Genomic DNA, 14,029 nt, shown 5'->3' with positions numbered 1-14,029 from the left:
CAAAAGGAGTAAAAATGTATATATTAGAATTAAATCAGGAAGGCATGGGAATTGAAATAGGTTTATTTGATACTATTGAACAGGGTAGAGAATTTATTTCTAAATTAGAAGGTTATAAATGTGAGGAAGAAGATGGATTTATATATGAATCTATTCAATTAGATAAAATTCCCGATTATTTGGAATTGGAATTTAATAATCATATTATACCTTTTACAAAATTTATGTTTATAGGGAATGGTAGAATAGATATTATATGGAAAGAAATTTCTAATTTATCAACCGAAGGCAATGGCATTGTACCCGGATGCACAAGAGTAGATGCATACTCTATTGAAAATAACGATTTAAAAGAATATATTGAGAAGCGTGAAAGAAAATACGAAATAGTGAAACAATATTTAGAAAAAAATAATTTTGAAGTTAGCAGAGAATATTTTGGCTCAGAAGATGGCGAAGCTATATTATATAGAAAAAAGAACACTAAAAATTGGCATTTCTTGACACACATGGATCCCAATTTTTGTGAAATAAGTGATGTTAGATGTTTTCTTGATATAGTAGAGTGAGATAAAATGAGTTTTTAATAGAAAAAACTTTTAGTGTTGGAATTGAAGGACATTTTACATAAAGTGTAAAAGTCCTTTTTTTATTCTCTAAAAGAAAAACAGAGAACAAAAAAGTGTTGACGTAAAAAGATTGTGAAGATAAATGATGATAGGTAGTCGAAAGTATCATAAATTGATAATGAATATTAAAATGTTGTCAATTTGGAATTTAGAATGTTATAATTAAAGTACAAATGATAAATTTATAGTATGCTTGAGTACTATTTATCAAATTTGTGGTCGTTATATTGTAATTTATTAATAGATTTAATTTAGGAGGCTATTATGAATAAACCTGATTATAAAAACTGGGTACCTGAGTGGTTGATTTTGGCTTTAGGAGCTGCCGCTGTTGTTTGTGGAATTTTATTTTATATTTTTGGATATGTGTTTGAGAATCTGAGTGGCGGTATAAAAATAGCACTGATGTGCATAAGCGGAGTAGGATTTATTTTTTTTGCAGGAATGTGTATTTTTATGACTATGTTGTACAGAGCTTTTTCTTATAAGGGCGATAGAAAAATGTCTAAACAAATTATCGAGGGTATTGCGGAATATGTAACGATTCCTGATGGAGGAAAAGGACTTGATGTCGGATGTGGTAGCGGGGCACTAACTATTGCTTGTGCTAAACGAAATTTAAATTCAAAAATGGTAGGGCTTGATCGCTGGGGTAAGGAGTATAAAAATTATAGCAGAGCTCTATGTAGAAAAAATGCGGAGGCTGAAGGAATTAACAATGTAGAATTTGTAAAAGGTGATGCCTTAAAATTAGATTTTCCGGATGAAACATTTGATGTTGTAACAAGTAATTATGTATATCACAACATTAAAGGATATAGTCATCAAGAGTTATTAAAGGAAACTCTACGTGTTTTAAAAAAGGGAGGTACATTTGCAATTCACGATATAATGTCTAAAATGATTTATGGAGATATGAATAAATTTATGGAGGAACTGAAGCGAGAGGGTTATGAAAGAGTTGAACTTATTGATACTACAAATGGTATGTTCATGAGTCCAAAAGAATCCAAACTATATTTATTATCAGGGTCTTCATTATTGATTGGTAAGAAATAAATTTGATTTATATTGATATACAAAAAGCACATGAGATATGTGTACCGATCTCCAATTGTTAGATTTTTGGTCTGACTTTTTGGAGATAGTACAGTTCATGTGCTTTTCTAAATCATTTTATTATGCATCTGACCTTGAATATCCGTTTTTCATTTGACAGCTTACTTCATAAAGTACTTTGCCAAGTGTATCATTAGTTTCATTTTTAGCCATAGTTGAAATTTCTTCGTTTGCTTTTTCGCATAATTTTTTTATTTCTTCATCAGTCATTTCTTTTTTGCAAATTTCAGTATCATATTTACATAGAAGTTTACGTCCTTTTGATTGAACTGAGTCTTGGTAACGTTCAATATGAGAACCGCAAAGACTGAATTGTGAATCTGCCAATGCGCCTATTAAACGATTTGCCCAATAGAAACTGTCTGTATTTACAGTTTTTGTCGCATTTGCAAAATAATCCGGTGTTTTGTCTATATTTACATAGAACGGAACAAAAGCATTAAATACATTTGAGCCGAATGCAATCCATTCAATACTTCTAATCGCTTCAGGCATATATGGTCTTATTTGAACTAATGCTAAAAAGTTTGTACGATTTACACCTATTGGTCTGAATGCTCCTCTTAGTGAAAGGTCACCATATTTTGCATAAGGGTCATAAGGTGTTCCTTGATAGTGGTTTGAAAGAACATATTTTATATCTTCAACTGTAATTTTCCATTCAGGTTGTCTACACCATGGAATATCATTTGAGACCGGTTTGAAATCTGCATCCGATCCTTCCCAACAGTTTGAATTGGGATTGAAGTAACGTTGAACAACCCATGCGCGTGGTGTATTATATGAGTGATCTGCATCTGAACGACTTCCGAAAGCAAGTCTTGCATTGAACTCATCATCAAATGAAAGATTAAGATGATTATCTTCAATAAATTCACGCATATCTGAAGAACACATATATTCCTTTTGTTCTCCTAATGCATCATTTAAGTCAAAATAATCAAGACCAAGCTGATTTGGCATTACAACATAACAATCATCAGGCACACGTCTTGCTATCCAATGATGTCCGCCGATTGTTTCAAGCCACCAAATCTCATTTACATCTTGAAATGCAATGGCATTCATTTCATAAGTTCCATATTTTTCTAAGATTTCTCCTAATCTTACAACACCTTCACGAGCACTGTGAATGTACGGTAAAACAAGTGTTACCATATCTTCTTCGCCGATACCTCCGACTTTTTCGGGAACATAATTATCAGAACCTTCTGTTCCGATTGCAGGGATAAGTTCTACAAGAGGATCTGCTCCTAAAACTCTTTCGTTCGATGTTATAGTCTCTGTTGCAGTCATAGAAATATTTAATTCATTTACTCCGCAAGCTCCCCAAATACCATTGTCATTTAATGCATCAGGCATTGAAGTATATTTCATCGGATTATCGGGAAGCTCAATTTCTACATGGGAAATTACCGCCTTATATTTAATCGGTTGTTCGTTAGGGTGAACAACTATAAATTTTTTTGGAGTAAATTCACCTGCTCCCGAGTCTTCATTACGAGCAACAAGAGTTGAACCGTCATAGCTGGCTTTTTTGCCAACAAGAATTGTAGTACATGCCATAAATATTCTCCTTTTTTTTATTTGATTTTTTGTTGATATATATTATAAAAATAAATTTAGATACTAATTAAATTATAATACATTTAATAAAATAAATTTTATATATATGTGTGTTTTATATATGAATTTTATAACAGATAGCTTTGAATTATTGTAAACTTCAAATAAATTAAAAAAATTAGAATATAAATTTTAAGTTGAAGTATAAAAGATATATGCTTTAAATAATATATGGAGTACTTTCATTAAAATATCTGTCGCTATTACAGGATAGTTATAACTTAAAGAAAACATTTTATAATAAAAGACCTTAATGGTAAAGTTAAGATCTTCTATTTGTGCTTTTAAAGCTATTAAACTAAAGTATTTCAGTCGTCCATTCTGTATGATATGTTGAGCTTGGATTCACGTCATAGGTAAGTATGGGTGATGTAGTTTTTCTACGAATGAAATATACATCTATTTAACTTCAACCATTTTATCGTTATCCATAATGAAAGGTTTTGCTAAACCCTCTCCTGTATAGTCTGCATATTTATCCTGTAGATATTTATAACAATCTTCTTTGGTCACAAATTTTATTGCCTGATAAGGTTCTTCAAAGCTGATTTTTTCTACAAATAAAAATCCGTCTTTGTTGGGAACTAAAACACCTACATGTCCTACAAAGAGATACTCGCCGTCAAGATTATCGTGTATTATTACAGAGAGCATCCTGGCATTTTCATTAAACTTTATATTTTCAAAGTATTTTTCCATATTTTCAGCGTGTATTCTGATATCTTGTGTTGCTTCGGTCTTTACGCTTGAAAATAAGATTTTAAATTTCTCTTTTTCTTCTGCACTAAATAAGTTTCCTTTGTCAATAGCATCGTCATCTAAAAATAGAAGTTTGTCATCCTTGTCAATTTGAGGGATTTCAATGTTTTTTTTCAACAACATATAGCTGTTAATTCTGCAATTTGTTCCGATAAAATCTCCCTTCTTTTCACGCCACAAGGTACTGATTTTATCTACATCATATTGTGGTGTTTTAAATTCTGTGAAATCTCCTTTTAATCCTGTAGAACTTGCAATTTCATTGTACTCATTTACTTGTTTGATAAAATCTTCTACACTATCTTTATCCAGCTGAGCTGACAACAAGGACTTAACTTCTTCAATGCTGTTTTTACTTATTAAATTTGAATAGGTTGATACATCGTGATTTACTTTTGAATTTTTTTGTGAATTATTGCATGCTGTAATTCCAAATACTAATGCCGCACAGATAAATAGTTTGATTATTTTATTATATTTTTTCATTTTTTCTCCTTTAATTTTATTTTTTAGCAATCTTTATTCTCTAATTTTATATTTTACTGAGATTTTCCACTTACAACAAATATCAAAGATTGATATTACCGGAAAAATCAATGCTTTAATTTTGATATTGACATGTAAAAACACCTGACATCTATTATATTAAATCAGTAAAAAATAGCCGACAGAGACGAAAATGCTAATCTAATGATATATTAAAATGACAAAAAATAAAAGATTTTTGTGAGTTTTCCAATATAATCAAAATGCAACTCTATTTCGTTTTTTAAGTCCTTAAAAGTATTAATTTTTGCAGAAAGTTAAGTTGGTAATTTTAGAATCTTTTTCTTACAAAATATTATAGTATAAAGTTTTACGTGTTAAAGGTTTATAATGATATTATGATTAGTCCTTTAAATAAATATGTTTATTATTTTGAGTCTATATGATATTATATAGTTATTAAAATGTTTTCATAGACTTATGGAGGTTAATAATGAGCAAAAAATTAAAAAATGTTATTTTATTCGGAATTTTTATTTTAATTTTATTCGTCTCCACTATAACAAAACAATTCAGCTCATCTGTTTTATGGACACAGCCTGATAATAAGGGAACTGAGTTCAGTGGTTTATTATTTAAAAACCCTACTGAAATTTCAAATTTGACAGTTGCAAGGAATGTAGAAAAAACTGACTCAGGGGATTTAATTAGATATGATGTTGAATTTGAGTATCAAGGTGATAATTCAAGCCTTAGAATTTTGGGAGTACCTGTAAGGCAGATCTTTTTTAATGCCGGTGTAGTTCCAAGTCACAGTGAAGTGGTTTTAAAAGGAGATTATGATAAGATTAATGAAAAGCTGTTTAATGAAAAGCTTTCGCTAAAAGATTCATATAAGAAAACACAAAATTATGAATTTAAACCTGTTTCACAAATTAGAGTACCGTTAAAGAAAATCGAAGGAACATATTCTTTTAGTATTTTTTATGAACCTAAGGAATTAGTTTATAAGGGAAAAGATGTATTGTCTAAAACAAGTGTGTTTATAACAAATGCAAAAGTGGATAAGTTTACAAATGCACAAAAAATGGGAGAAAATGAAAATCCTACTTTTAGTGACTCGGGATATTATGTAAATGCACAAGAAATGAAAAATAATTCTGTTATATCAAGAATATCTTTGGTAAACAATCTTTCATATGTAATTTTTATTGTATCTTTCATAATTACATTGGCAGTTATTTGGCTTGATAAGAAAAGTCTTAATAACATTTATATAATTACTTTTATGCTTATATTGTTGACTTTTTATAGATTTTTGGGAATGGGAGTTACGATATTGGGAGCTCTTGTAATAATGCCGATACTTGCATATATTGGAGTTTGTATCACTAAGTTAATGAATAAGGATACGACAAAGCTTAGCAAAAAAGAATTAAAACAAAGTTTGGCATATACTATTTTATTCTTTATAATCGTATTGCTGGTAATAGTTATTCCAAAAGCGATGTAATTAAAAGTAAAGACCTGTGAAAACAGGTCTTCTTTAATTAATAAGTCATATATGATTCTTAGCAAAGAAATAAAAGCATCTCATGAGATGCTTTTATTTTGAATTATTTTCTAATTTATATTTAGATTTTCTACTTTAAAGTTTTTGTCTTTAAGATATTTCACTACACTATCATCAGGAGCAAAATGACCTGCACCGGCAACAACAAAGTATATTTTTTTATCTTTTGAATTTAGCATTTCAGAAATTTTGTCAGCCATCATAACATCTCTATCTTTAAATAGAGTTATTGTAAAGTCATCCTGTTTGACAATCATTTTACTAAGAGATTCTCTATTGCCTTCAATCCATAAACTTTGCATTTTTGAAATAGGTTCTAAGAATTTTTCAGTTGATTTACTTTCCGGACTATCTAAAAATCCAATAATCATTTGTTTATATTTTTCGGGGCTGAAGTCAGATAATAAATCTATTTGAAATTTTGTTGATTCCAGTTCTTTGATTGTTTTTCCCATAGTGTTGGCCTTAGATATAAAGTATGCGTCTATCCCAAAAGCTGAAGCATAAGGATTTTTAGACTGAATAGGAAGTGAAGTAATTAAACTGTTAAGGGACCAGATATTTAAGTTTGCATAATTGTTTTCCGGAATTTTATAATCATCCATATAATTTTTTAGTTTACTGTAGTTTTCCTCTCCTAAGTCATCTTTTACAGTTTTTCCATCTGTTCTAATCATTTTTGATTGAATATATTTTATAAATTCCGCATTACTTATGTTTGCTTCCACATAGAGTTCATTTGAAGAATTAAAGGCATCTATAACATTACTGTCTATCGGATACATAGAAGAGTTACCGACATGAATTGAGCCGAATAGATATACGGTGTTTCCGTTGTTTTCTATTTTGAAGAATATTCCCTTTGAACCAAGATTATTTTTATTTATTATGTTTTCAAGTGCTCTATTATAAAATACTATTGCTTGCTCATAGTTTGCTTTTTTATCTAATTCTAAGTTCTTTCCGTCTCCAATTAGAATTTTATTTTCAGTAAGATATTTTATGACATCGGTATTATTATTTATATCTTTGTCATAAAGTGACATTAGATTAAAAATATTGTATAATATGTTTTTTCTTGAAGAGTTTTTCTCTACATTTATTGTTTTAAATACAGGATTTTTTTCTAATTTATAGGTTGAAAGTTTCATCCTTGTATTTTTATCGAGTTCTTCAATTTCTTTTTGAGTTATTTCTTTAGTAAAATCTTTTCCGGATGTCATATAGTCCGGTGAATATATTCCTGCCTTTGCAGCATTATCTAATGCTAATGTTGCCCATGAGCTAAACTTTACAGGTTGGTTTTCTTTGGCAAAACTATTTGTTATGTTAAAGAATAATATAAAAATCAGAAGTGTAATAAATTTTTGTGTTTTTTTCATTTTTTATTCCTTTCATGAAATTTAATCATACATAATTTGAAATCATCTAATTAGTGAAATAACATTATATAACTTTTAATATATAATTTCAATAATCTAATATTTAGTGTGATAATGTAAAAAATATATTTTTTTTATTAAATGTATGCTATTATAGAGTTAATAGAAGTAAGTTTTGCACAAAAGTTTTATATTTAATAAAGAAAAGAGGCGAGAGTTATGAAATGTAAGTTTAAAATATTAGCTATATTGTGTTTAGTGATAGCGTTAAATATTTCAGCATGCGGTAAAGCTTCTAATGATGTTCAAAATGAAGAAAAGAACAAAACGGAAAATGCTCAAACAAATGCAAAAGCTGAAGAAGAAAACTCTAAAGAGGAAAATGCCAAAGAAGAAGATAAAGTTGAGGAAAATATTAAAATTGATAAAGATATTGCAGAGTTTACTTCTAAATATTTAGATTTTTATAATCAAGACGGAAATGCTTATGTAGAAATATCATTTGAAGAAAAAAATTTTGTACCGGAGAAAGTCTGGAAAAAGGTGGAATTTATTGAGACATATAATAAAGATGACGTACTTGAAAAAAAACCGAAATTTTATAAAATGCTCATAAGTTGCAATAATAATGTTTTATTTGATGTAGTATCTGAACGATATAGTGGTGCTGAAAAATCTTTAGGTAAGTTCAAATTGAATAAAGGGGAAGCCTTTATAATGCCTATATATGATAGAGAAAACAGCAGTTGTTTTATTAGAGCTAACAAATTTCCGGATTTATATGTTGATAATTTTGCAGATATGCCTACTTATTTCGGATATGAAACTGAATTTACAAAGGAGATTTCATTTAATGCTTTTAAATGGAAGAAGATGCTAAAGCCTGACCTATTGGCAAACGGATATTCTTATGAATCTACATCTAAGAAACAAGGCAATGTTGATTTAGATGGAGATAAAAAATTGGAAACTATATATTTTGTTTCTGATGGATGGGCGGATTCTCTAAATGAAGATGGAGAAATGGAATATGCAAAATTTGAAGGCAGATTTGAAATAGATGAAAAAGATTTTGATTTAACAAAAATAATTAAAGATGAAGTATACGGCAAAGGAATGGATGAAAATGATACTATTTATGATCTTGAAGTTATAGATATAGATCCTAATGACAATTATAAAGAGCTGGCATTAATTATTTCAAGAGAAACGGGAAATGATATTTTGATGTTCCATTATAAGAATGGAGAACTTAAATTTATAGGTGGAGCATATCAGGTTATTTATGACAGGGCTTCAATTTGTACCTCGGAAAAAGAGCACATCTTTGCTACAAGAGCTTATGAACATATGTTTTTCCCGTATGTTAGAGACATTAAGTATGAACTGAAAGATGAAAAGTTTGTTGAACTTGAGTTTGATACTAATGAAATGTTTGATTTTGATTCAAGAATTACAGTATACCCTACAAAAGTGATAAATATATATAAAACTCCTACTGATACAAAGCCTATAGGAAGTGTGAATAAAGATGATGTACTTTTATTACTTGAAACAGATGGAAAATTATGGATTAAAGTTAAGGTTTTTGAAAGTGGAGAAACAGGATATGTGAGACTTGAACATGGAAATAAAAAATCTAAATTTGAGAATTCACTATATGATCAACCTGAGGTAGATGCAGAAACTATGTTTGAAGGAACTCCTGCGTATGGAAGATAATATTCTACAGTCCTCTTATTAACAGTAAGAGGACTTTATATTTTTATAAAATAGAGGTAAATATGTTAGATAAAAGTGGATGGACAGAAAAAAATTACAATCATTTGAAAAAGCTCATAGAAGAGAATAAGAGTTGTAATTTTACAAATAAATATAATAGAAATTATGCAGTATCAGATTGGGATAATACTTCTGCAATGTTTGATGTTGAAGAAGCCGTATTTTTGTATCAGCTATTTAATTTAAAATTTAGTATGACAAGAGATGAATTTGAATATGTTTTAAGAAAAGACATAGAAATAGAAATAAATTCTTTTATAGACAATTTAATTATAAAAATAGTTGAATATTATGATGATTTAATTGAAATGAAATCTAAAATTGAGTTGAGTGAAATAAAATCAACTGTTAGTTATAAAAATTTTGTGAATATGATGGCTTATTTATTTAAAGAATTTGCACAGACATTAGAATATGGAACTGCATGTTATAAAATACTTTATTTATTTTTTAATATGTCTGAAGAAGATGTAAGAGATATTACAAGAAAAGCACTTGAGTTTTGGAGTGAAAAAGCCCTACAAATTATGAATTTTGAAATTGAATTGGCGGGAGAAAGAAAATTATTGTCATATAAAGTTGGTATTCGCGCTATAAAACAGCAAGTTGATTTATATAGAGAACTTAGAGAGAATAATATAGATGTATATATTTGCAGTGCATCTTCACAAATAGTAGTAGAGGAGTTTGCAATTTCAAAAAAATTCGGATATGGATTTAAAATTGGAGAAATAGTAGGACTTGAATTAGAAAAAGATAAAAATGGAAAGTTTTTGCCTATTACAAAAGAAAATTCATTGAGAACATATATGAAAGGCAAGGCTGAGTATTTAGATATATTAAAATCTAAATATAATAAGGCGCCGATATTATTTATGGGAGATAGCAATGGAGATTATGATGCTTTGAGATATGGAGAATTAAAAGTCGGACTAATAATAAATATTAAAAAAAATGGCAAGATAAATGAACTAAAAAAGCTTGCATATGATAATTGTGAAGACGGAACTATATATTTATTACAGGGAAGAGATGAAACAACCGGAGAATTTATAAGCAGTCAAGACAGCATATCATTAAATTAAAAATAAAAGATACTGAAAATCTTTTGGATTTCAGTATCTTTTATTTTATAAATTTCAATGAACTATTTATTTGCTTGCAAAATTGTCAAAGTATCCTTGAATATATACTACAGGAGTTCCCTTATCTCCGGAGCCTGAAGTTAAATCGGCAAGTGAACCTAAAAGGTCCGTAATTCTTCTTGGAGTTGTGCCGAGAGTTTCATTTTTGCCTGTCAAATCTGCATCTTTATTGTTTATTTTCTCTTTTAATATATTTTCAGCATCTTTTTCAGAAAGACTTGATAATTCGGTATCTGCTATATATTTAATTTTGAGCTCATTAGGAGTGCCTGAAAGACCTTTTGTATGAGCGGGTGATACAACCGGGTCGGCAAGTTCCCAAATTTTTCCGACAGGGTCTTTAAATGCACCGTCTCCATAAACCATAACTTCTACTTGTCTGTTGGAATATTTACATAACTTTTCTTGAAGTTCATCTACAAATGTTTGACAATCTCTTGGGAATAGTTTTACTCTTTCATCATTTGAAAGGTTACTTCCAAGTAAACCGAAGTCTTCATTATATCCGGAACCGTCTATCGGACCTGAAAGGATATCATCAAGTCCATATACTATGCTTGCGCCGGCATCTTTTAGTTCTTGTTTTACAAAATCTCTTGTATGAATTGAGCATACAAGTACATCTTTTGTGTATTTTAATATGGCTTTAGGATCATTTGAAAAATGAATTTCACTATTAGGTGCAATTTCTTTATATAGTTTTACATAGTCAATACCTGTAAATTTATGTTTAACTTCTTCGCCGAATATTTTTCTATATTCATTTTCCTCAAGTATATCTGTATAAGGGTTTATATTTTTTTCATATAAAAGTTTTTCGTCCATTAAATGGTTTCCAACTTCATCAGATGGATATGAGAACAGTATATGAAGTTTTCTTCCGCTTTTTGCAATTCCTCTTAAAAGAACTGAAAATCTGTTTCTACTTAGTATAGGGAACACTACACCTATTTCATTTGGGAATTTTTCTGATATGTCTTTTGCGATTTGATCAGTTGTAGCATAATTTCCTTGGCTTCTTGCAACTAATGATTCTGTAACTGCAACAACATCTTTATCTTTTATTTCTATATTTTCCGATTTTACAGCATTAATTACTGATTCATATACTATTTCAATTAAATCGTCTCCGTTTTTTACTATGGGTGTTCTGATTCCTCTTACTACTGTGCCAACATATCTTTCCATTAAAATCCTCCTAATTTATATATCTGATTTTCAGATAAAAAATAATCTAATGCTTTATCAAAGTCATCGTGAATAACTTCATCTACAAATTGCATTGAGTATCCTATTCCAAGTTTGATAGGTTTTGTTTCTATTGTAGCAAAAAATTTGTCGTAAAAACCTCCGCCGTATCCGATTCGGTATCCATTTTTGTCAAAGGCAAGTCCCGGTACTATAACCAAGTCTATAATTTTTGGGTCTACAAAGTTCAAATCCTTTTCCGTAGGTTCAAGTATTCCCATATAATTTTCTTTAAGGGAATCAAAATCTCTAAGACATGAAACATTCATAGTCATTGTATTTCTGTCGATTACCGGAATATAAACATTTTTTTCGTCTTTTAATGCTTTTTTTATAATTTTATGTGTGTTAACTTCTTTTTTATAGCTTACAAATATAAATATGTGATTGCTTTTTTTATATATATCACTGTTTATGAAATTTTCATATATTTTTTCTGATGAATTCTCAATATAGTCTTCTGAAAGTTCATTTCTTTTTTTGGACATTAATTTTCTAAACTCAATTTTATTCATAGTTCACCTCTAACTAGATATATTATACACTAATTTTACAAAAATTTTTGAATTTTATTGATGATTGTGTGAAATTTTTATGTTAATTGTGTTGCATAGTCAATATGGCTTGTAATTTGTAATTATTTTGTAATATAATAATGAATAGTGATTTAAAGAAATAGAAAGGATAAGCTATGATAGTATTTGAAAATGTTTATAAAGAATATTCAAATGGAGTGATGGCTCTTTCAAATATTAATATGAATATACCTGATGGAGATTTTTTATTTTTAGTAGGTTCAAGCGGGGCAGGAAAATCTTCAATGATAAAACTCTTAATAAGAGAAGAAGAAGTTACAAGAGGTAAAATATTAATTGATGATACGGATATTACAAAACTTAGGAAAAAAAAGATACCTAAACTTAGAAGAGATATATCTGTCGTATTTCAAGATTTCAGATTGTTGGATAAAAAAACAATATTTGAAAATGTAGCATATGCACTTGAAATACAAGGAGCAAGTAAATCTGAAATAAAGAAAAGTGTAGCACAAGCATTGGACCTTGTAAGTCTTACAGGTAAAGAAAATTGTTACCCAAAAGAATTATCAGGTGGAGAATCTCAAAGAGTATCTATTGCAAGAGCAATAGTAAATAAAGCGCCTATACTTGTGTGTGACGAGCCTACAGGAAATCTTGATCAAGAAACTGCTTGGGAAATTATGAATGCTTTAACAAAGATAAATGAACAGGGAACTACCATAATTATGGCGACTCATGCTGTTGATATAGTAGATAAAATGCAACGACATGTTATAACTCTTTCTGATGGACATATTGTAAAAGACATTGAAAGAGGAGGCTATCTATGAGAGCGATTAGAAGATTTCTAAATATTTTAAAAGAGAGCATTAAAGGAATATCGAGAAATTTTGCAATGTCTATTGCTTCTATAGTTTCAATAGCGGCAATGCTGACTTTATTCGGATTTATATTTATCTTGATACTCAATATAAACAGTTCGGTATACCACTTGGGGCATAAGCTTGATAAGGTTATTGTGTATTTAAAAGAAGATATAGAGCCGTCTACTGTTAATAAACTTATTGATCAAATAGGAAATGATGATAGAGTAATGCAAGTTCAATATACTTCAAAAGAACAGGCTCTTGAAGATTTTAAGGAAAGGTTTGGAGATAAAAAGTATATTTTAGATTCCATTCCTGAAAATACATTACCTGCATCGCTTGTTATAAGCTTAAAAGATTTGTCTTATTCAAAGGATGTTGTCAATACAATAAAAACAAATAAATTTATTGAAAGAGTAGATTATCATTATGATTTAATTGAAAAGATGATGACCTTTGAAAAAGGAGTAAAATATATAGGCTCTGCAGTAGTTATTGCACTTATATTTGTTGCTGTTCTAATTATACACAATACGATTAAGATAGCAGTTGCGAACAGAAAACGTGAGATATATATTATGAAGTATGTTGGAGCTACAAATTTTTATATTAGAGGTCCTTTTTTAATAGAGGGAATAATATTTGGAATTATCGGTGCATTAATAGCACTTTTAATAGTGTATTTTGCATATGAATATAGCTATATAAGAGTAAATCAATATATTGAAAATTTATTTGGAACAAGTATTGCAACTCCTCAAAGTATTAGTAAAAATATTTCCATAATATTTTTGTGTATAGGAGTAGGTATAGGATATTTGGGTTCTTTAATGTCTACAAAGAGATTTTTAGATGTTTAGAATTGGAGTGAAGTA

General features: G+C 29.0%; 12 protein-coding genes. 7 read left to right on the top strand and 5 right to left on the bottom strand.

All coding sequences use genetic code 11. The features are described 5' to 3' along the window. Positions 1-14: 14 nt before the first annotated feature. Together HMPREF0629_RS05985 and HMPREF0629_RS05980 are read left to right on the top strand one after the other, a co-directional pair. Complete coding sequence (locus HMPREF0629_RS05985; protein WP_009222445.1) at positions 15-569, top strand: hypothetical protein; 555 nt, start codon at positions 15-17, stop codon at positions 567-569. Between the two features lie 324 nt (positions 570-893). Continuing rightward, positions 894-1,688 (top strand): class I SAM-dependent methyltransferase, encoded by a 795-nt coding sequence (locus HMPREF0629_RS05980; protein ID WP_009222444.1) that lies wholly within the window; start codon positions 894-896, stop codon positions 1,686-1,688. Between the two features lie 120 nt (positions 1,689-1,808). On the opposite strand, the gene HMPREF0629_RS05975 is transcribed toward HMPREF0629_RS05980, so the two are convergent. Both HMPREF0629_RS05975 and HMPREF0629_RS05970 read right to left on the bottom strand, forming a co-directional pair. Then, positions 1,809-3,314 (bottom strand): C69 family dipeptidase, encoded by a 1,506-nt coding sequence (locus tag HMPREF0629_RS05975; protein ID WP_009222443.1) that lies wholly within the window; start codon positions 3,312-3,314, stop codon positions 1,809-1,811. A 459-nt stretch (positions 3,315-3,773) separates the two neighbouring features. Then, positions 3,774-4,619: a DUF4300 family protein gene (locus tag HMPREF0629_RS05970; RefSeq protein ID WP_009222442.1), complete on the bottom strand. Its 846-nt coding sequence runs from the start codon at positions 4,617-4,619 to the stop codon at positions 3,774-3,776. A gap of 493 nt (positions 4,620-5,112) precedes the next feature. Here HMPREF0629_RS05970 and HMPREF0629_RS05965 point away from each other — a divergent pair, with 493 nt between their 5' ends. After that, on the top strand, positions 5,113-6,132 hold the full coding sequence (locus HMPREF0629_RS05965) for a hypothetical protein (protein WP_009222441.1): 1,020 nt from the start codon (positions 5,113-5,115) through the stop codon (positions 6,130-6,132). Positions 6,133-6,242: 110 nt separating this feature from the next. Here the strand turns inward: HMPREF0629_RS05965 and HMPREF0629_RS05960 are convergent, their stop codons facing one another. Continuing rightward, on the bottom strand, positions 6,243-7,574 hold the full coding sequence (locus HMPREF0629_RS05960) for a TraB/GumN family protein (protein ID WP_009222440.1): 1,332 nt from the start codon (positions 7,572-7,574) through the stop codon (positions 6,243-6,245). 219 nt (positions 7,575-7,793) lie between these two features. Here HMPREF0629_RS05960 and HMPREF0629_RS05955 point away from each other — a divergent pair, with 219 nt between their 5' ends. Both HMPREF0629_RS05955 and HMPREF0629_RS05950 read left to right on the top strand, forming a co-directional pair. Continuing rightward, positions 7,794-9,296, top strand: a complete 1,503-nt coding sequence (locus tag HMPREF0629_RS05955) for an SH3 domain-containing protein (protein ID WP_009222439.1) — start codon at positions 7,794-7,796, stop codon at positions 9,294-9,296. 62 nt (positions 9,297-9,358) lie between these two features. Further along, entirely contained in the window at positions 9,359-10,441 is a 1,083-nt protein-coding gene (locus HMPREF0629_RS05950; protein ID WP_009222438.1) for an HAD family hydrolase, read from the top strand. A gap of 66 nt (positions 10,442-10,507) precedes the next feature. On the opposite strand, the gene HMPREF0629_RS05945 is transcribed toward HMPREF0629_RS05950, so the two are convergent. Together HMPREF0629_RS05945 and HMPREF0629_RS05940 are read right to left on the bottom strand one after the other, a co-directional pair. Continuing rightward, entirely contained in the window at positions 10,508-11,689 is a 1,182-nt protein-coding gene (locus HMPREF0629_RS05945) for a coenzyme F420-0:L-glutamate ligase (protein ID WP_009222437.1), read from the bottom strand. Next, positions 11,689-12,264, bottom strand: coding sequence for a 5-formyltetrahydrofolate cyclo-ligase (locus HMPREF0629_RS05940; protein ID WP_009222436.1), 576 nt, complete (start codon positions 12,262-12,264; stop codon positions 11,689-11,691). Before HMPREF0629_RS05940 ends, HMPREF0629_RS05945 begins: the two co-directional genes overlap by 1 nt. Before the next feature lie 176 nt (positions 12,265-12,440). Here HMPREF0629_RS05940 and ftsE point away from each other — a divergent pair, with 176 nt between their 5' ends. After that, entirely contained in the window at positions 12,441-13,118 is a 678-nt protein-coding gene (gene ftsE / locus HMPREF0629_RS05935) for a cell division ATP-binding protein FtsE (RefSeq protein WP_036728378.1), read from the top strand. Beyond that, positions 13,115-14,014, top strand: a complete 900-nt coding sequence (gene ftsX, locus HMPREF0629_RS05930) for a permease-like cell division protein FtsX (protein WP_036728379.1) — start codon at positions 13,115-13,117, stop codon at positions 14,012-14,014. Before ftsE ends, ftsX begins: the two co-directional genes overlap by 4 nt. Positions 14,015-14,029: the final 15 nt, after the last annotated feature.

This window comes from Peptoniphilus sp. oral taxon 386 str. F0131 (assembly GCF_000090945.1).
Lineage (GTDB): Bacteria > Bacillota > Clostridia > Tissierellales > Peptoniphilaceae > Anaerosphaera > Anaerosphaera mikwangii.
The sequence above is the reverse complement of the archived record's forward strand: the minus strand, read 5'-3'. Positions and strand labels throughout refer to the sequence as shown.